Raw genomic sequence first — 19760 nt, 5'->3', positions numbered from 1 at the left:
ATGTGCTACTCAGCCCAGATCCAGGCGGACTATCGCAAGTACGTCAGGATGTTTGGCGCGCACATGAGCATCCGGGAGTTCGCGCAGCTGTACTGGGAACGCGCCAAGGGCAGCAATGTCAGGATTCCGAAGGCGATGGACGCCGCGTTCTCGGCACCCCAGACGGACGAGGAGCGTCGGATCAAGGAAGCGATCGACCGGTTCAACAGCGAGCAGGCAACAAAGCTGGAACAGGAACTGTTCAAACAGCGCGCGCGACTCGCCGACGCTGAGCGCACCCTTCAGGGCAAAACGACGAAGGCGGCCACCGAAAGCAAACGGATCGCAACCAGCAAGATCGAGTCGACGTTGCGCGGACTCGACGATCTCCGGCGCACCGAACTGAAAGACCGCGACTCGCGAATTTTCCCCGGCAACTATGCTCCGATGATGATCATGGAAGACGGCAAGCGCGTCATCAAGCCGATGCGATATCACTGTCGCCCGGCTGGCAAGCCTGCGTTCTACCACAAGAAATATCCCGGGACTTACAACGCCAGATTTGACAACCTCGAAGGCTTCTGGAAGGGACTTTTTGGGTATTCGCACGGTCTTATCGTCGCGAATGCCTTCTATGAAAACGTGAAACGACATCGCCTGGAAGGGCGCGAGCTCGCTGAAGGCGAACTGGAGGAAAACGTGGTCCTGGAGTTCAAGCCGCAGCCCGCTCAGGACATGCTCGTCGCCTGCCTTTGGTCACACTGGCAAGCCCCTGGTGAGCCGGACCTTCTTTCGTTCGCTGCAATCACCGATGAACCACCACCCGAGATTGCCGCTGCGGGCCATGATCGCTGTATCATCCCGATCAAGCCGGAGCATATTGACGCGTGGCTCAGTCCCGATCCACTCAATCTCGCGGCACAGTACGCGCTTCTGGACGACCGCCATAGACCGTACTACGAACATCGCATGGCGGCCTGAGCAGCACAAGTCGAGAACGACATTGGGCTCAGCCTTGGTGCACATAAGCAGGTCGAACCGTCGCCCAATAAAGAAAGGCTCCGTGCGGCTAGAAGCAGACCTTCGACAATCACGCGGGAATCGTTGACAATTCGAACCGTGCGGCCGGGCTCATAGACATACATCCGGCGCGTCCGAACGAACACAGCGCGTCCCCTGAAAAGGGGCGATGGAGGAGGACGGGGTGATTCGCAAAATTAAGATTCAAGGTTACCGCATCCATAAGAATCTGACGGTTGAACCGAACCGGAAATTCAACCTGATCGTCGGAGCCAACGAGTCTGGCAAGTCAACACTCATGGAGGCTGTCGCGCTTGCGCTCACTGGCCGGATCAACGGCCGCAGCGTCTCCGAAGAGCTGAATCCGCATTGGTTTAACACGGCCGTCGTTGAAGAGTTCGTCAAGAAGAGAGCCAGCGGTGTCCCGGTCAGTTTTCCAGAGATATTGATTGAGCTGTCTTTCGAAGACCTTCCCGAGCTGCAAAGCTTGTGTGGTGCAATTAACTCGCATGTGCCGACAACCGCGTGTCCCGGCGTGACTATGCGGGTTTCGGCGAATCCGGAGTACGCGACAGAACTGGAGGAATGGGCCACATCTCCGACCTCTCTTCTGCCCGTTGAGTACTACCGCTGTGACTGGCGATCTTTTGCAGACAAGGAGCTGACGACGCGGCCGAAAGTGCTGGCCACGGCCGTCATTAACTCACACACCGTCCGAACGTCGTCCGGGATTGACTATCACCTGCGCCAAATCCTCGGCGATCAATTGGAGCCCGCTGAGCGAGCACAGATTTCGCTTGAATACCGCCGCGTAAAGGCTTCAATGTCAAAGACAGCGTTGAACGCGGTCAATACCAGGATGAGTTCCGTGCACGCAACCTTGCACAGCCGGCCAATCGCGCTCGCAATGGACCAAAGTGCGAGAACGTCGTGGGAAGGTGTTGTCACTCCGCACGTTGAAGACGTGCCGTTCAGCATGTCCGGTCAGGGGCAGCAATCGGCGATCAAAATCTCGCTCGCGATGAGCCGTCACGCCGGAAGCGCCAAGTTCGTCATGATCGAAGAGCCCGAGAATCATTTGACACACACAAGCCTCGTCACCCTGATGTCGAGAATCGAGTCACTTGCGGGTGAGCAGCAACAACTGTTCGTCACTACACATAGCTCATTCGTGCTCAACCGCTTGGGACTGGATGCCCTTCTTTTGATGGGCAATGATGTCGCTGCCAAGCTTTCGATTCTAGACCCGGAAACAGTCAACTACTTCAAGAGGCTGCCGGGATACGACACCCTGCGCATCGTCCTCGCGCACAAGATCGTACTGGTCGAAGGTCCATCCGATGAGATCGTGTTCGAACGGATATTCCAAGACATGTACGGCAAGCGTCCTATGGAGTGCGGGATCGACGTTCTGAGTATGCGTGGCCTCTCGCTGGCACGTGGTCTTGAACTGTGTGCTGCACTCAACAAGCCGATAACCGCTCTTCGGGACAACGATGGCGTTGATCCAGCTGAACTTCGTGGCCCTCTAGATGCGTGGCTAAAGAAGGGCGAACGCGAAGTCTTCATTGGTGAGGTCGTTCACGGCAAAACGCTTGAGCCTCAGCTGGTTCACCATAGCGGTGAGACCTTGCTGCGTGACATTCTCGGGATTGCTGCTCACGCAGACCTGCTGAAATGGATGACCCGGGAGAAAACCGAGGCGGCACTTCGGATCAGCGCTGCCAGCAAAAAGATCGTTCCACCGGCCTACATGCTCGACGCGGTCAAGTTTGCCCATGGTTAACCATTTGACGCTGGCAGTCGCAGGCTCTCGTAAGACACAAGGCCTCGTTGAGCACTGCGCGTCGCTGCCGCACGAGCGCCGTGTGCTGGTTCTGACGTATACACAGGCCAATCAGGAAGAGCTGATCAGCCGGCTGAAACAGCACGCAGGAAATCACCATTGTATCGAAGTGATGGGCTGGTTTACGTTCCTGCTTCGACATTTCGCAAGGCCTTTCTTGCCATTCAAGTTCGCCGGACAGCGCGTCCTCGGCTTCAATTTCGACGGGCGACCTTATCGTATGGCAACCGGTATCGGTCGATTCCTGGACTCCAACGGCGCTGCATACGGGTGTGAACTTGGCCGCCTTGCTCACGAGCTGGTTGCAGAAAGCAAGGGGGCACTCCTGAGGAGGCTGGAGTGCATCTACGACGAAATCCTAATCGATGAGGTTCAGGATCTCAGCGCCCACGACTGGGAAATCATCGATGTGCTGCTGCATTCTTCGATCGACATCCGCATGGTCGGTGACATCCGACAGTCGGTGCTGGCGACAAACCCGCGTAGCTCCAAGAATGCAAAGTATTCTTACAACGGAGCAATTAAATGGGCGCGCGAGCGTCAGTCAAAAGGACTGCTTGAGATCTTGGAGAGCGTGACGACCTGGCGATGCCATCCCGTCGTCGCGAAATTCTCCGACAGCATCTTCGACCCGTCCTGGAGTTTCCCCGAGACGCAATCCAAGAACGAAACGGTCACAGAGCACGATGGCGTGTTTCTGGTTTCGACGAAGCACGTCACCGAATACGTTCGCCTCTTCCAGCCTCAATGTCTGCGGCACAGCGTCAGTTCAGGCAAGGCCTTCGACCTTGACTATCTCAATTTCAAGGTTTCAAAGGGCATGACCTATGAACGCGTTCTGATAGTCCCGACCGCGCCGATTGCCAAATTCGTCGCATCTGGCACCTATCTAGAGGCTAACTCCGCTTCCAGCTTCTACGTTGCAGTTACGAGGGCGAGGCAGAGCGTTGCAATCGTTCTGGATAAAGCAGGCTCATCTTCCTTGCCCTTTTGGAGGCCAGCGGTGGTGACCGCGGAATGCATGGAACTTGAGAATTAATCTGTTCCATCACTCGAATGTGTTACCTGCTCCACATCCGCCGTACCAATCTGGAGTCGCAGGAGTTCGCCCGTCAGGAGAATGTCCGACAGTTCGGAGTCGCTGCCTCTCACTGAAAGACCGCTATAAAGTGGTCGATCGGCGACCTTCGGAACGCCACCTGGACCTCGTGTACGAAAAGGTCCGGATCCTGACGCCCCCCGCCTGAAGGCGTGTCTGGCCAGGTTCCCGGGCGCCCGGAGTTACTATTGATAAAATATGTTATCAAGAGTAGATTGGTCAGCAGCATGGCCGACAGGTCAGTGGCCAAAAAATCACCGACCCGTCACGGACAACGGGGTGACGGAGAGAACTATCGGGATTGGCGCTTAGTGAACGAGGTGCTGGATCTGGGCCACCATGATCGTCTCATGCGCATGAATGGCGGCAACCGTAATTGCCGCGAATGCATGGATGAGGGCGACGATGATCCGGGTCCGATCGACCTTTTTCATTTTTGCTTGTGCCAATAAAAAACCCGCCTCGAGGGGCGGGTCAGCAATGCAAAAGGCCGCACGAATGGCGGCCTTTTGCGAAGAGTCGGGGCGCACGAACGCCCACTGGCGAAATACTACGCGATATCCGCCAGAAACAATAGGCCCCGGTTCAATGGTTCAGGTGCCTCTCCGGATTCGCGGCCGACCGCCGCACAGCAAGGAAACAGGATGGACTACCGCGTCAGCTACGAACACAGCCTCGCCGATGCGCCGGACGACTTCATCGCCCAGGTGCCTGACCAGCTCGTCACCGACGTACCGGTCAGCGTGCCACGCGCGCTGCTGCCGGAATACATCGCCGGGCTGATCCGCGAGCGGTCTCCCAGGATCGGCAGGATCCGCAACCTGCGCATCCTGTAAGCGTCATAACAGGGAGACCTCACCGATGACCGGGACCAGGGGTGCAATCAATGCCGCGTCCGCGGCTGGCCGCCGCGAACTCACTGCGCGTCTTGACCGGCCGCTGACGGCTGCCGAATTCCACCAGCTCGCGGCTGTCCCGGCTGAAGCCGAATGGTTTGCCAATCTCGACAATCCACGCACGCGCCGTGCGTACCAGACCGATCTGCAGGACTTCATGGGTTTTGCCGGGATCCGGCAACCGGACGAATTCCGCATCGTCACCCGCGCCCATGTGCTCGCCTGGCGAAAAGTGCTCGAGGAGCGTGCATTGTCCGGCGCAACGATCCGGCGCAAGCTCGCCGCGCTGTCATCGCTGTTCGAATACCTGTGTGAAAAGAACGCCGTCGATTTCAATCCGGTCAGGGGCGCGAAGCGTCCCAAGGCCGACAGTAACGAGGGCAGGACGCCAGCGCTCGGGGACAATCAGGCCCGTGCGCTACTCGATGCGCCCGATCCCGCGACGCTCAAGGGGCAGCGTGACCGTGCGATGCTCGCCGTGCTGCTGTACCACGGGCTGCGTCGCGAGGAGCTTTGCCTGTTAAAGGTTCGCGATATTCATGATCGCCGCGGCGTGCCGCACCTGCGCGTCCACGGCAAGGGTGGCAAGACCCGGTACGTTCCGCTTCATCCGGCTAGCGCGGAACGGCTCTACACCTACCTGGAAGCAGCCGGCCACGCGAAGAAACCGGACGCCGACTTATTCCAGCCGACCCGAAAAACCGGCAAGGCGATCACGGCCGACGGCGTATACAAGTGCGTGGTCGCGTATGCGGGGCAAGCACGGATCAGCGTGGAGGGCTTCGGGGTACACAGCCTGCGTGCGACCGCGGCGACCAACGCGCTCGACCACGACGCCGACATTGCGAAGGTGCAGGAATGGCTCGGCCACGCGAACATCGCGACCACGCGGATCTACGACCGGCGCAGGAGCCGCCTCGAGGATTCGCCAACGTTTAAAGTGGCATATTGAATCGAACGACGCGGAAGTGGCGAAGAAGCAGGACGGGCAGGCACGAACGTTGAGCCGACTTAGTAAAGGAAAAGGAGCATGGCCGTCGATCCTATTTAACTTGCCGTCGCGCGAATAGCCCACGCCCTGTTGGACGGATACTACGCCTTCCTGGTAGCACACCTGGTTGCCGACAATCCGCTGTCGATCTATTCGCTGCCGCCCGCGAAGGTTTTGGGCGGAAGACATCAACCGAAAGGACGGCACGTTTCACACTTCTCGATCTCCGGTTTTATCTCGACTTGCTTCGCGAGGATCACGACCTCCAAAGGCACTTCCTTCGCGCTTGGGCTATGGGCGCGCTATTGATGTTAGGGGATGAAACCCGCGATCATCGATACTTCGACCACGCACTGAACCTTGAGCTGGTCTATCACCTGCGCAATGGCATCGCCCACGGCAACACGTTCAATATCACCGACGAGGGTAAGAAACGCTCGGCGAAGCATCCGGCCCACAACCGCAATGCGGCCGTGAAGAGCCCGCTGGGAACTGTGTACGAGATCATGCCTAACCTGACCGGGCCGGTTCTCTTTGATTTCATAGGTGCCGCAGACGTGATCGATATCTTGCGGTCGGTCGAGGTCTATCTCTCGCGATAGTCGGAACGAAAAAGGTGTGGAAACCGCTAGGACCGGACTCGAACTGGCATTTTCACTAGGCAACCCGATGCGAAAATAGCCGCCCGATAGCAGATGTCATTCCGTCACGACTTCCTCGGTATAGAACTGCGCCGACAGCAACAAGACGACAGCGCACATGGAGTCAAACATGTGCTCGAAGGTGGTTTTTTGAAAGCTTGTCTAGGTTCAGCCGGACAGGAATTCAAATACAGCTGCGTTGACAATATTCATCATCTTTCGCGATCGCACAGGACCGATATACATCGCTTTTTGGAACGTCGCCTCCGACGAAGTCAGAGCTTGGCCTACTGTTGATATGCCAATCGATTTCAGTGCCGCTTGCTGATGGTCCGTTAGATCAAGCACAGTGGTCGGTTCGCCGAGCAGGCGCTCCAATGCAGTCGAGATATCGGCGTCGACCATCTTCCCGACGCGGCCGGCAATCTCCACAAATGCCGGGAAATTCTGTCCGTATTCCGTATATCTCTTGATGGTCAGCCCACGTCGCAGTTCCGATATAAATGCGATGGGATTTGCAGATGGTGCAGCCAGACAGCCAATGTTGATGGCGTAGCGAACGCCGACCTCGCGACGCGTTGCCACGACGCCAGAGTCCAGCTTTGTAAGCACGCCGGTGTAGGTAAGCAAGCGGAGCGCTTCCTTCACAGCCTCCGGTGTGTCGCGATGAACCCAAAGGTAGCATGTGCGTTCAGGCTTCCCTTCCGCCTTCCATATTTCGTTCTTTTGGATCGCATCAGGGATTGCATACTGTTCTACAAACACGCGCCCCCAGTCAATAAGTTCCTTGTGACCGGGATAGCGTTCCGCAAGAGCGCTATGCTCCGCCCATATCGAGCTTCGATAAAAGTCCTTGAGTACAGTCTGCACTTCAGAGAATCGAAGTCGACCTGCGAGTGCAACAGTTTTAAGTAGCAGCCTCGGATTACCGTTCACAGCAAGGGCGAGCACATCGAAGTTTTCGCCATTCCTTTCGATGTCGCTCTGCAGTTCCGCACCAGATTGTCTGAGAACAATCTCACGCATCTGCTCCCGATACGTTGACGCGTACACGTCTCGATTCAGCGTCTCAATCTGCGCATCGTGAATCGCCTCGAACGATGGACCGTATGAAGTGACACCGGGATACACCGCAGCGTTACATGTCATGTACGGCGATCGAAGGTCGCGAAAGAGTGTGAAGAACTGACGTTGTTGTTCAGGTCTGAAAATATGCGCCGCCTCGTCGAACAGCACATTGATTCTTCGCAGATCGAGTTCCTCGCACAAGTCTTGAATAGCATCCTTGAACGATTCCACGTCCGGCACGGCATCATCGTCGACCACTTCACCCGGCTTCTTGAACGAATCCTCAAAACGTTGCGCGATCTTTTCTAACGGAGTCTCCTCTCCTGCCGGCCCTAACGTGCCGCCGGCAAGCACGTTTACGGACGCCGTGGGTTTTGCAAGCAGGCCTAGTTGGTACAAGGTGCGCAGGACTCGTGAAGCAAGGCGAGCCAGCATCCAGTGTTGGAACTGCTGATCGTTCCTCGTGCTCAATAGTGAGCTCTTGACAAATGAAACGTACACCGGGACGACCTTCATGGTCGCGTACTCCGCAAGCTGCTGCTGTTCACAGACGCGCAGCAAGAAGGATTTGCCCGTTCCGCGACTCCCTTCAAGAATCAGAGGGCTCGGAGACTTCAATCCCGCAGTCAATTGCAGGTCTCGCTCAGTCGGAACGAACAGGCCTAACACTTCTTCGGGACGGAGATCTTCCGTTCGGATGATGAAGCTTTTTGAATCGTTCATTTCAAACCCCAGAAGTGCATTCGACGCGGATTGCCTCGATGTGTCCCAGCTGGTCCAGAAGTAAGCTATCAATCATCGAGCGCTTCGGCTTTGGAAGTACGCGCAAATACCTAACGGCAAAAGCAAAGTGAACAACGAGGCGCACGAGCCTTGCCTTTTCATGCCACAAGTCAAAGCTCTCCTTCGAGAACTGCAAGCTCGACGGCAGGGGGATTTGATTCGGCACGTTTCCGTGAATACATTCAGACAGCTCCCGATAGAGCGTTTGGCCCAGCTGGCGGAAATGCGCCGTGTGCTCGCACAACTCCGGATAGAACGCACGGCAGAATCGCGTACTAAACGGACCGGCCTCAGGGTCAACCAAATTGGCCCAGACCGTGTCCCTCTCACCCCTCAGCCATTCTTCCCGCAATACAAGGTTTGCAGAAAGATGGACGCTCTGGATGCATAGTTCGAGGACAAGGCGCAAACCCTTAAACCCGTTGCGATACTGTCCTTGGCAAACGTTGAGCATTGATACCACGTATTCAGCAGCAGCAGCCGCTAAGAGTTGTGCTTCCGGATGCTCTGAAATCGCCTCTCGCCACGCCTCAATATCGCTGGCGAAAACGTAACTCTCACCCAAGAGAGCCTCGTTCGCGGCCTGCGTTGACGAAATTACGACTTGCGCACATTGTTCATGAAGACCTCGTAACACCGCGCCCGGACTTTGCGATACTCTTTGGTCAAGTACAGGCTTATCATTTTGGTCTCCCACCCCGCCCTCCTCAATATGCCGCCAATGGATCGAGTAATCTGCCCGATCCCGTATTTTGGTCTACGCAGTCTGTAATAGAGTCAGCCAGCGCTCAAGGCTGATGAGCCGGCCCGAATCGATGAATTCAACGATCCTCCTCATTGACGGTTCCTTGCTACCGCTATAGGTCGCCTTGAGCGCATCAGTGCTAATGTGGACCACGTGCGTGAACATGGGAGCGTTAGTTGCTAACTTCTCGCAGGCTCGCATGAGCCGCGCGGGGTCGAATTCATTGGTCACGAAGACGTACTCGAAAGGCTTGCCATCCGATTCCGCTTGTACATAGTCACCAAAGTCCGCGGCGAACTGCTTCTCGCGATCAGCACGAACGCTCCATTTCGCCGTTACCAGCGTGCGCATCGAGGGCCGAACGATTGCCAGATCGACCTTGTTGGGCTTCTCGTTTTTTTTCGGAGGATTAAACCCGGGAATGTCCTGCAGCAGACGACGCGCGCGAACATCAAGTGGGCTAGCGCTACATGTGCGCCGCACAATCTCCGCGAGCACGTCTTCAAACCCTTCGCCAACCAGATTCTTCCGTTTGTTTTCGAGTGTCAGATACTGACGGATTTGCTGAATCAGCCTCTGCCAGACTTCATCCGGAGGTGGCGTTCCAAGATATTTGTCCAGCGCATCCTTAACGATCGTCATCAGTTCCGGATCTTCGCCCGGCTTTGGAAACCCTCTGCCGCTGTAGGGCGCCCGCTGTTGGCGGGTTGCGTGCTCGATCTTTACCGCACGCCGCAAAACTTCCGCTGCAAGGTCTTCGGTCGCCCGAAGGAATAACCAGTCGATACGATGCGCGAGATCCGCGGGCGAAGTGCCAAGCGCGTTCGAAAGCCAATCATGGAAAGCCAGTGACCGCCCGTACCACGGTTTCCCCGGCTGACTTTTGTCGCTCTCGTAGCAGTGCGCAAGCCCCGTGGTCTGATCGATCCACAGCAGCAGGCGATACACATGTGCCCACGCATCGACTGCCGCGCACTGCGTGTCTTCGCCTTCTGCAAAATACCTTGCGATAAGCCGAGCGCGATTTTTTGCCCCAAACGCAGACTTAACTGCTTCAGCGTTGGTTTCTTCTTTTTCTTGGTTTTCCTGGGTCGCCACGATAATTATCCAGCTCTCTTCCGACGCGATTGTTTCTGCAGGCAAGTAGCCACCTGTGCGTACAGGCTTGCCGCCACCGACCGCGCAAGGAGTGGCGGGACCGCGTTGCCCACCTGACGATAGCGTGAGTGCGCGGGCCCTCCGTCATGGCGGCCTTCAATCGGGCCGCGGCGCGGGTCTGTCGTAAACACGAAGCGGTCGGGGAACGATTGCAGGCGTGCAAACTCGCGGACCGACAGCGCACGGGCGACGCTGTAGTGATATACCGAGTCGCCCTTCGTATTGAGCGTCCAGGCCCAGATATCAGGATGTAGTCGTCGATATGCGTAAAAGTGCTTTCGTGACAGCTTGCCAGATCCGTTGTCCTGTCCCCACCTCTGGCCAGTCAAATAACGTTCGAGCAGTTCTTCCTCAAGGTCGCGATAATTGCCACCCGGCGGAATACCATTCAAACGCAACTCCGTGTCGGCGTTGATACGCGGAACCTGGACGTTCGCCAATACTTTGTCGGCGCCTTCTCGCATCGCCCTCTGATACGCGCTACGCGGTTTTGACAACTGACTGTAAGGAAGAACGTCCACGCGGTTGCCCACAGGCAGATTGACCAGATCTCCGATTGCTTCGGCGGCGGTCACAGCCAAAAGATCGTCGAAGTTAGAGAGCGCCTCGCCTGTCCGCAAACTTCTAATGTGCTGTTGCACGACAACCTGATATCTCGGCTTTCGACTGCCGGTGAACCTGGTCAACGTGATGGAATCAGTCGCCCCGGAACCGTCTAATACTGGAGCCTCCATTCCCCTCCCGGCTCGGACACCGATGAAGAGCAGTCGTTTTCGCGTTTGTGGCACGCCGAAGTCCGCAGCGTCGACGACCTGCGGATGCACCACATACTCGCCTTCGAGCGCCAGGTCAGTGGCAATCTGCTCCCTGACCCCCATCTGATCCATGCCAGTAACGTTCTCGACGACGAATGCAAGAGGCAGCGTCTGCCTGAGAACATCGACGAATTCCCGGTAGAGGCTATTGCGGGGATCGTCGATCATCCGCGTGTGGTTCCGGACTTGCGAAAATGCCTGACACGGCGGCCCTCCCACAAGAACATCCGCTTTTCTCGCTACCGCCAGAATGCGTGCTTTGACGTGCGGAGCGCGGATGTCGCCTGTTATGACCGTTGCTTCGGGGAAATTCTTGCCATACGTAGCAGTCGCGTCCGGGTCGTTGTCCGAGCCGGCAATGATGTCAAAACCAGCCTGCCGAAAGCCTTCAGACAAACCGCCCGCACCGGCGAAAAGATCTACAACCTTTAACGCGGTCATTTGTTTTCCTCAATCAAGCTTGCCTGTCTCGGCGTGGTTCGCGTCTTGCGGAGTGCAGCCGCGCGATCGGGACGCGCTTTTCGTACACGACCACTCACGTATCCGTTGGTGTCGACCGTGAATACGGTGGCGCCGAGTTTTCGCAAGAAAGTCGCGAGCGTTGTTAGGTTCGGGAATACGCGAGCACCGCCGCGCGTGCTGGCGAGAAGGCGCTCAGAAGTCCCGTAACAAATGACAACGACGAATCCGCCCTCCTTACCGACGGCGGCCACCGAATTTATGGACCCGGCGAGCAGCAGTTCACGGAAAGTCGCCTCGACGATCGTATCGTCCACAGCCCCAGTTAAATCGGCAAATAAGATCAATGGTACACGCAGATAGCGTTATCTGTCGAGAAACCGGCGGAGGCGAGGCCGATCGGCCATTGCGTTCGCAAGCCGACCGGGGTGCTGAACCCAGCAACGATTACAGCATCTCGCCAATCCGTCTGAACCAGCCGGCCACCTCGCCGATTGGATCCCGTTCCGCAATCATCGCAGCGGTCATCCTCGGGAACGCTTTCTCTGAAAGCCTCTGTTTTGCCTTCGTATCCGACATCACGGCATCGGTGTTCTGCTTGGCAAAGAACGCTTCCGCGAAGAGCTTCGGCACCGCTTTCCCATTTGCGTCTGGCTGATCGGCCACTGCGACATTGACTCCGAACGCTTCCCAAATGGCGCCGCCATGCAGATAACACTCGATTTCGTGCTTGGTCGTCAAGGCAGCCCATGAACCGTCGCCCCGCTGATTCACTGCGGCGACGGAGTCGGCATATTTCGGAACATCGTTATCGTAGATGTGCACCTCCCTGCGATTCAGCGCACGAAGGTAATGCTGCGTGACCCAATGTCTAAGCGTCGATCCACCAAGCAGTACAAAGGCGACGCGATCGTCGTTGCTCAAATCCGGGAGGGTGTTGTCGGCTTCATGCAGGATTCGGCTGAGGTGCTTGAACGCGGGAACATCGGTCGGCCCTTCAACACAAAGGAGCACCTTCACGCGGCTGTCAGGCACAACACCCAAGGTTTCCGCCACTTGGCCAAACACGTCGGCCCCTTGTTCGATCACTGGCCGACGGTCTGCGTCACGCTTCACGAATCTGATGCTCGCGGTTGGCAACTCCGACGCGAAGCCAGGGCTATGCGTAGTCAGCAGAACCTGACAGCCGGCCTCCGATGCGAGCGTTTTGAACGATTCTATGAGAATGCGCTGATTGTTCGGGTGCTGCGCGGTTTCAGGTTCCTCGATCGCGTAGATGATGCTGCGGCTGGTGCCGATCTTAAGTCGGCGCTCAGCTTCCGCCTTGAAAAAACTGACCAGCACCAGGCGGCGCACGCCGCTACCACGCTTATTCAGCGGAATACCATCGTCAGTGTCCATGCCAACTGCAAACAGTCCCGTCCATTTGGCCACGGTCGGCGGCGTGAATTGCGGCGTTAGTTCCTGGGCCAAGCCCGGATCGATCGTCATCAGCGCCTCATGAGTGCTTTTGGCGATCTGCTCGGCCTTCTCCTGGACCTTCGCCTGGATGCGATTGATGTCGTCCTGCACCTCGGCGATGGCTGCAGCGACCGCCGCCTTCATCGGGTTTTGCACTTCGCCATCGGAATCACGGCTGCTGCGGTCACTCTGGAACAGCGCATACATCGGAAGGTAATTTTCGAGCTGATCCCAAATCCGCTTGCTGTCTTCCTTTGGCTTCGAGACGGGCAACGCAACTTCCCGCAGGCCAAGCTCACCAGCGCCAGCCCACAGCGCTTGACGCATGCCTGGATTGCCCTTCAGCGCGATATCAAGCTTTCGTTCCTTGATGAGCTTCTGCAGATCCTTTTCCTTCAGGTCAAGCAAGTCAGCAACACCATCGGCCGTTGGGTGGTTCGCAAGAATGAACACCTCGCAGCCCGGCGTTTTCTTGCTGCAATCGAAAACCTTTTGGATCTTCAGCCTGCCTGCGGCGGAGAGGAGATATTCGGCTGCGAGAGTTGTATCCGCGCCCGCGTCGAGCGTCAGCTTTTCAGGCAGACCGGAGAATTCGCAGGTTATCGTTACCAACGGGTCGCCGCTATATATGTTTGCGTCCCCCGACTCGATCTTCACTGTCTCGTTGTTGAAGAAAATTTCCAAGGCTTCGAGGACTGTGGACTTCCCGATATCGTTTTTGCCCACGAACGTGGTCAGGTCAGCCATCGAAATCGTGACCTCATCGCGGTAACAGCGGAAATTCTTTATCGATACAGATTCGAGTCTCATGGCAGCCCTCTCGTGTAAGTTTTATTCGCCCCGTGGTCTGGGCGTTTGGGATACTACTTTGAGGTGCTTCTGTCAGGGAGATTTCGCCACATTTGCCTATGAAAGATATGAAACATGCATCCGGCGATGCGCCGTCGACGCTCATTGCGGAGTAGCTATCTGATCGCATGGACGTGCCATGAAGCAAAAGTAGAGGCGCTTTGGGAGGAAAAGTAAAAGCAGCCTGGGCGCAACTGCTCGACGTCGCCCGCCCAGACGGTCGTCATGTCCATTCCGTTCGCACCCTATTCACCGCGACGTGCGCAGAGGTCCTACTGTTGTAGCATGCAACGCCGACCCCGCGGATTTCTGGTGGCCAGGAAAACATCGCTTGTTTCTTGATCTTCCGGATGTAGTCCTCGAAACGGACCATACAGACGACCGGTCATTTGCATCAGGCTTTCTCAAGCAGCGCGTTGAACGTCTTAAACAGCTGCTCGGCGCGGTCTAGCAATGTCGCCGTGTCGGCGTCCTTCGCATCGAGGAATGCGGGATTGCGGATCAACCAGCCGGAAGGCGCGAAGTGATCGAACTCGTCCACCTCAGCCGGCATGACGCGAAACGCTGCTTCGGCCTGTTTGACCACACGGTGCGTCTTCGTGTCAGCGGCTTGCAGCCGTTCGGCGGTCAGTTTGTCCCTGGCTTTTAGCCCATAAGCATCGTTCAAAAGTTCGGCATATTTCTCATGGGGGAACAGGTCCTCGACGTCGCCTTCCTCCTGCCCCGTGAAGTCGGCGATCGTGAACACGTGATCGGCCTGAAGTAGTTGATGTTTTCGCAACCCTTCGATCTTCTTTTTATCGCCGATTGCGATGTCGCATAACACGGCCATGTTCAATCGGTTCGACCCGAACAGCGACGCGAAGGATGCGATCTTATCGATGCCGCCGCCGGGGCATAGCGTCCAGCGCGGATCCAAGCCAGTGCGCTTGCGTTGGGTCAACGCCGACGACAGCGCTTGCAAATACAAGACGTCCGACGGGCCTTCGACCAACAACGTGTTTTTGCCGACGAACAGGCTTTGCGTCAGGTCATAACCCAGCGCGCCCTGCAAAGGGAATAAGGTGTCTTTGCTGACCATCAGCACATCGTCGCGGACCTTCGTGCCTTCAACCTTCGCGCGTTGGCGTTGGTCGTAGTGCACCACGTCTTCAACGATCAGCACGTCAGCGAGCCGATCGCTGGGTACCATGAACGGCGAGTGCGTCGTGAAGATCACCTGATGGTTGGGCAACAGACGTTCTTCGATATAGCGCAAGAGGTCCGCTTGCGCCCTTCCGTGTAAGGTCAAGCCGGGCTCGTCCAACAGGATGATGGCGTTGCCAGTGGTCTTTTTCAATTGCTTGAACTGCGCGAGGAACGAGAAAAACCACACGAAGCCGGCGCTGCGCTCCGACAACGGCACGCTGGCGCGATGGTGCCGGTTGGTGATCCACGCCTTAGCGACATTGCCGGCGTTCATCGGCGGCTCGTCCTCCGGAAGACCCGCGGCGATGTCGATCTTCACCGAGAGCGCGTCGTTTTGCGTCCAGAATTCGAAGATTTCATCGGAAATCTTGTTCGACGCGCCCTCGCACTTGGCTTTCAGCTCTTCAAGTTTTGTCGATGCCAGCAGCTCCTCAACGGACGTGCCCGCATACGCCAGAAAGTCGAGGAAAATCCTGTCGGACGCGTCGAGTGTGTTCGCGGCCTTGGCGGCGGCAAGGGCAGTGATTGACACCTCGCCGGACATGCGCTCAAAGTGTGAGGTCAAGAAAAACTTGGGAAGCCGTGGGGCCAGCAAGTCGATGACCGCGAGGGAAAAACGTTGGTCACGGAATGCCGTGAGTACGGCCAGCAACGCCTGCAGACGCGGGGATTGTTGGGGTTGTGCGGCGATCGCTGCAGCGGCGGCCTTCGCGTCGTCCACTCCTTTCAGCACCTCTTGCTCCACTGCGTCGAGCTCATGCTTCTTCACCAAGAACGCTAGCGCCGCAGCGTCATCTACGGGCACTTCCCATTCTTTCTTCTCGTAACCGATCCCACGGGTCAGCCCGATTACAGGCCTGATCAGCGCCTTGTCGCCCAGGACCGCGGCGACGGCAGCAACATCGGTATCATCTAAAGCCCATGAGGTGTTAACGACGATTGACCGTCCTTCAGGATGCCGCTCGTCGAAGTCGCTCACGAAACGACGCGGGTAGTCCCTGGTCTTGTCGTATATGAACGTGCCATAGGGGTTCAGACCGTAAAGCGCGGACAGTAGCGCTGTTTTGCCTGCCTCGTTTTTCCCGACGAGGCACGTCATGTTGCCCACGTTGAACTTGCCGCTGTCTTCGACGGATCGGAAGTTCGTCACCTGCACCGCGTTTAGTCTCATCGCCGGCCCCTGCTTTATTGAATTATGTGGATACGGGCCTCGGCGCCCGACGCGAAAACATAGCACAGGAATGGTACGGATTTCGATTTGTCGATTGCACTTGCTTTGGTACGGGAATCGACACAACAAGGAAGGACGTGCATCAATGATTAGGGAGCGATGACGTAAATAGAGCGGGGAAAAGTGACGCCGCGCGAGTTCACTGACTCAGTCTGATTTAACGGCTGCTGGGTCAGTCACCGTGGCGTTCGGTACCGCGCGACATATTGCCGGAAATGCGCTTCGGTTCCGGACCGCGTGACCACCGAATCAATCTCGCTGCGGATATGCTGAAAGATCGTACTCGCACGCTCATGCATCTTTGCCCCTGGCCGCATGACTCTTCTCTCCACAACCTCTACCAGCGTTCAGGGCGTCGTCGTGACTTCGCCGCACTGCGCCCTCGCCCGTCAGGCAACTTTCGCATGCAAAAACGCGCAGTCGATGCCAGATGAAGGTTCCAGTGACAGCGGCGGCTGACCAACTGGCCGTCACGCCGCCGAGAATGGGGCGCCTTACTGGGTCGCGAAAGTCGACCGGAGATGTTCATACGGCGGCGTCGCCGACAGCAGGTGGCAGTATCCGTCCAGAAACGTCACGGCCGTGCTTACGCTCCACTCGGCCGCGCCGTGGCCCATTACGCGGTCCGGGAAGTAGGGGTTGCCCGGGCCGGTCAGCGGATTATCTGCAAAGTAGGCCTGCAGCTTCTTCTCGAAGTTGCCCGGCGTCTGCTCAGCGGGCGGCTTGCCCACGTCCTGCGTCACCAGCTTGTAGTGCATCAGGCTGTTGCGCAGGGCGAGCAGCGTGTCGACTGCCTTGTACGGCTCCCCTTTCCGATCAAGGGCGGGCAGATCCAGCAGGCGCAGCGCCAGGTCGTATTTCTCCAGCACCGATTCCCGCTCGACTTTGGGCACATCGATCCAGACACGGGTGATCAGCACCGCCTTGTCAGGGGCGATGCCCAACTGGTTCTTTGCCCCTTGGTCACGGCATTCGGCAAACAGTTCATTCACGAAGGCCTCGACGGCTGCCGCACTCATCGTGATTGCGCCGGCCACGAACGCGAAATGTTCGTCGCGCTCCACGCTGGGAATGTTGTCCTTGAAGGTGCGACCTGCTTCAAGCGCGTGGGCCTTCCTCGCCAACAGCGCCGCACTGGTCAAGTAGTTCATCGACAGGTACGTGCGCATCGTGATTTGCATGGATTCGTTAAACGCAATGGTGCTCATTGGAAGGCTTCCGGAGGTGTGGTGTTTCATTGTCGATGGCGGGCTGACTGGACGGTCGGGCCGGTCAGCGCGTGCGCGTGTGTCGCGCGCATCCATACGTTGAAGCGAAGCGCGGCGGTTGCAAGGGTCAAAACAAACGATTTCTCCAGAACCCAAAATCGCCACATCTGATAACTGGAGTCATCACGAATGGCGATTTGGCCCGGCGGATTTCGCCCGTTCCACTACGCCGCGCGGAAAGCCCCGCCCGGCAAGCCTTCCAGCCGTCCTGGCTGCAGCGACGGCAAGGTAGCGACAGGTAACGCGGACGGGTGTCCCCGGCCGATGGTGCGGCCCGCGCAATCAAGCGCTTTTCGCCCGAAGAAGTCCTTTCAGGCCTCGGGTGTAGGCGTCACGGCCCCAGTTTTCGCCGCCGCAGATGTTTTGATACCCATTATTTGGGAAATCCATTTGCGGACCGACTGTTACGTACTAGACTGAATATCCCAACTCCCGCGACTCTATCGGGCGTCTCCGGACGCAACTGCTATGCGCCTGACAATCCTCATCAATGGCCCTGATCCCACCGTCAACCATGACTACGCGGTGCTGTGGCTCGACACAGGCGAGCAACGCTGGTCCCGCGAGGCCCATGCGGGCATCGATCTGCCAGAGTGGGGCGAAATACATTACAGCAGCGATTCGACGGTCCTCAGTAGATCCGCGGAACCGCTCTGCGTCCTGCATGATCTGCGTGTGAACGGTCGTGAGGACGTAAGCTGTGCGGACGGTATCGCGACGTTGTCGCCCGAAGCTTCATATGCCCAGATTGTCTGGCATTGGCGCCTGCAGGCAGTTGATCGCACGCGGATATATGCGGACAACGCACTGTTCGCGGGCGAAGTATCAGCGCGCGCATCGTCCCCTATGACCGCGCTGACCGGTGCCACGGCAGCTCGCGTGCTGCCGGGCGACGTACGGCGCCCCGGTTAGCGATCTTCCCTTCCGACGCGGCAATTCCCAGCGGAAGCTGCTCGCCGTCCGGGTTTGGTATGTACTGCCGCCGAACGGGCAGTGCCCGATATACTCCGCTCTGTACTTGCGCACGCAGACACTGGAGATGTTCTTCCAGTCCTGCTTAGTAATTCCTGTCAAACGACGGTCACAAAGTCATACAAGCGCCGCTACAACGGTTTGTCCTTCTGCGCATGGGGCTGGAGCCGGCTATGCGTGTATGCGCAAACGGCCGCCTGGCGCTGCACACGGGATTTGCCATCCAGACGTGGTCGCGGGCGGTCTTCCGGCTTCCTCCTTGCGTTGATGTCAGTTCGCGACACGCGGCAAGCGGTGTTCCCGCGCGGCTGCGATGCACCCGCGTTCCCGAGCGTACCGTTCTGCGCGGGATGCATGGTTCCGGGCACGTGTGATGCTGCAGTCAGCATATCCTGTCCCCGCGGAGCGACCGATGCCGCAACACGCCACTCACGCGCAGGACCATCATCCGGGCCAGCCGAATCCGGTGGGATGTTCAGAACGCGCTCGGCGGCGCCAGCTTGTCCGACGATACGCGAGAAACTGGTGGAAACTGCGCGCCGCGACGGCGCGAATCTGGACATCATCGATCTGGTCGACGACTCGCCCGAAAAAGTTACTACGGCCGGCGGGAGTGTCCAGGCAGAACTCGGAAACGCAGTAGTTGTCGTCGTGATTGGCCTCACGTAGCCGCGTCACGTAGTTTCATCAAGCCATTGTTGAGAAACAGGGAGCCCTATCATGAACCAGACCAATCATTCCGCCACTGAAGGCCACGCAAAGATCGCCCCCGCGAGCGACGATCCGGCCGACGGGCCGGGCCCCGATGTAATGGCGGCGGCGACGCTCGACGGCATTACCGTGCTGAGCGCGGACGGCGACGACGTCGGCAAGATCAGGGAGATCATGCTCGACGTGCGCACCGGCCGCGTAGCGTACGCGGTACTGGCAAGCGGCGGCTTTCTTGGCATGGGCGGCAAGCTTCTCGCGATCCCATGGCGCACGCTGACACTCGACAGGTCGCGCGAATATTTTGTGCTGTCAGCATCGTCCGGGCAGATCAGGAATGCACCGGGCTTCGACAGGGATAACTGGCCGGCGATGGCTGATCCGGATTGGGCCGCCACCGTGCATGCGTACTACGGCAGAAAGCCATACTGGAAAGGCCGCACGGAAGCACCCGTGGACGAGCGCGGCGATCTGCGGATCGGAGAAAGCGTTGCGGATTCGCCGGCGTCGCCGGAGCGAGGGGACGTCAAACTTTAACACTGGCGACGTCCACGTCGCGCGGAACTAACGACCGGCGCATCAC

18 protein-coding genes are annotated in these 19760 nt (G+C 57.7%); 9 read left to right on the top strand and 9 right to left on the bottom strand.

What is annotated here, in order from left to right; all coding sequences use genetic code 11:
• The 3 genes from BM438_RS40400 (at position 1) to BM438_RS40390 (ending at position 3884) form a co-directional block, all read left to right on the top strand.
• A complete protein-coding gene (locus BM438_RS40400; RefSeq protein ID WP_093646330.1) occupies positions 1-960 on the top strand; it encodes an SOS response-associated peptidase family protein in 960 nt (319 codons plus the stop codon).
• 223 nt (positions 961-1183) lie between these two features.
• The gene (locus BM438_RS40395; protein WP_093646348.1) at positions 1184-2785 is read left to right on the top strand and encodes an ATP-dependent nuclease; all 1602 of its coding nucleotides are present in this window, start codon (positions 1184-1186) and stop codon (positions 2783-2785) included.
• Positions 2778-3884 carry a UvrD-helicase domain-containing protein gene (locus BM438_RS40390; RefSeq protein ID WP_093646327.1) on the top strand — a complete coding sequence of 369 codons (1107 nt, stop codon included), beginning with the start codon at positions 2778-2780 and terminating at the stop codon, positions 3882-3884. Before BM438_RS40395 ends, BM438_RS40390 begins: the two co-directional genes overlap by 8 nt.
• 368 nt (positions 3885-4252) lie before the next feature.
• Here the strand turns inward: BM438_RS40390 and BM438_RS40385 are convergent, their stop codons facing one another.
• Positions 4253-4474 carry a hypothetical protein gene (locus BM438_RS40385; RefSeq protein WP_093646324.1) on the bottom strand — a complete coding sequence of 74 codons (222 nt, stop codon included), beginning with the start codon at positions 4472-4474 and terminating at the stop codon, positions 4253-4255.
• A gap of 114 nt (positions 4475-4588) precedes the next feature.
• Between BM438_RS40385 and BM438_RS40380 the strand changes: the two genes are divergently transcribed.
• The 3 genes from BM438_RS40380 (at position 4589) to BM438_RS40370 (ending at position 6433) form a co-directional block, all read left to right on the top strand.
• Complete coding sequence (locus tag BM438_RS40380) at positions 4589-4780, top strand: hypothetical protein (protein WP_093646321.1); 192 nt, start codon at positions 4589-4591, stop codon at positions 4778-4780.
• Between the two features lie 25 nt (positions 4781-4805).
• A complete protein-coding gene (locus BM438_RS40375) occupies positions 4806-5792 on the top strand; it encodes a tyrosine-type recombinase/integrase (RefSeq protein WP_093646318.1) in 987 nt (328 codons plus the stop codon).
• 332 nt (positions 5793-6124) lie between these two features.
• Positions 6125-6433 carry a hypothetical protein gene (locus BM438_RS40370; protein ID WP_093646315.1) on the top strand — a complete coding sequence of 103 codons (309 nt, stop codon included), beginning with the start codon at positions 6125-6127 and terminating at the stop codon, positions 6431-6433.
• Between the two features lie 207 nt (positions 6434-6640).
• On the opposite strand, the gene BM438_RS40365 is transcribed toward BM438_RS40370, so the two are convergent.
• The 8 genes from BM438_RS40365 to BM438_RS40330 all read right to left on the bottom strand — a co-directional run bounded on the left by BM438_RS40365 (position 6641) and on the right by BM438_RS40330 (position 17437).
• Positions 6641-8263 (bottom strand): ORC-CDC6 family AAA ATPase, encoded by a 1623-nt coding sequence (locus tag BM438_RS40365; RefSeq protein ID WP_093646313.1) that lies wholly within the window; start codon positions 8261-8263, stop codon positions 6641-6643.
• A 1-nt stretch (position 8264) separates the two neighbouring features.
• Positions 8265-8888, bottom strand: a complete 624-nt coding sequence (locus BM438_RS40360) for a hypothetical protein (RefSeq protein WP_093646311.1) — start codon at positions 8886-8888, stop codon at positions 8265-8267.
• Between the two features lie 192 nt (positions 8889-9080).
• Positions 9081-10166 (bottom strand): hypothetical protein, encoded by a 1086-nt coding sequence (locus BM438_RS40355; protein ID WP_093646309.1) that lies wholly within the window; start codon positions 10164-10166, stop codon positions 9081-9083.
• A gap of 5 nt (positions 10167-10171) precedes the next feature.
• Entirely contained in the window at positions 10172-11482 is a 1311-nt protein-coding gene (locus BM438_RS40350; RefSeq protein ID WP_093646306.1) for a DNA cytosine methyltransferase, read from the bottom strand.
• Positions 11479-11817: a hypothetical protein gene (locus tag BM438_RS40345; RefSeq protein WP_093646304.1), complete on the bottom strand. Its 339-nt coding sequence runs from the start codon at positions 11815-11817 to the stop codon at positions 11479-11481. The genes BM438_RS40350 and BM438_RS40345 overlap by 4 nt, the downstream gene beginning before the upstream one ends.
• A gap of 130 nt (positions 11818-11947) precedes the next feature.
• Complete coding sequence (locus tag BM438_RS40340) at positions 11948-13771, bottom strand: ATP-binding protein (protein ID WP_093646301.1); 1824 nt, start codon at positions 13769-13771, stop codon at positions 11948-11950.
• A gap of 433 nt (positions 13772-14204) precedes the next feature.
• A complete protein-coding gene (locus tag BM438_RS40335) occupies positions 14205-16169 on the bottom strand; it encodes an AAA family ATPase (RefSeq protein ID WP_093646298.1) in 1965 nt (654 codons plus the stop codon).
• Positions 16170-16723: 554 nt separating this feature from the next.
• Positions 16724-17437, bottom strand: a complete 714-nt coding sequence (locus BM438_RS40330) for a hypothetical protein (RefSeq protein WP_093646296.1) — start codon at positions 17435-17437, stop codon at positions 16724-16726.
• A gap of 528 nt (positions 17438-17965) precedes the next feature.
• Between BM438_RS40330 and BM438_RS40325 the strand changes: the two genes are divergently transcribed.
• From BM438_RS40325 to BM438_RS40310, 3 genes are all read left to right on the top strand, one after another.
• Positions 17966-18409, top strand: coding sequence for a DUF3564 family protein (locus BM438_RS40325; RefSeq protein WP_093646293.1), 444 nt, complete (start codon positions 17966-17968; stop codon positions 18407-18409).
• A 585-nt stretch (positions 18410-18994) separates the two neighbouring features.
• On the top strand, positions 18995-19138 hold the full coding sequence (locus tag BM438_RS45955; RefSeq protein ID WP_208620756.1) for a hypothetical protein: 144 nt from the start codon (positions 18995-18997) through the stop codon (positions 19136-19138).
• A 51-nt stretch (positions 19139-19189) separates the two neighbouring features.
• Positions 19190-19714, top strand: coding sequence for a PRC-barrel domain-containing protein (locus tag BM438_RS40310; protein WP_093646288.1), 525 nt, complete (start codon positions 19190-19192; stop codon positions 19712-19714).
• Positions 19715-19760: the final 46 nt, after the last annotated feature.

Source organism: Paraburkholderia aspalathi, from assembly GCF_900116445.1.
GTDB classification, from domain to species: domain Bacteria; phylum Pseudomonadota; class Gammaproteobacteria; order Burkholderiales; family Burkholderiaceae; genus Paraburkholderia; species Paraburkholderia aspalathi.
Note: the sequence above shows the minus strand (reverse complement) of the source record. Positions and strands in the feature narration are given on the sequence as shown.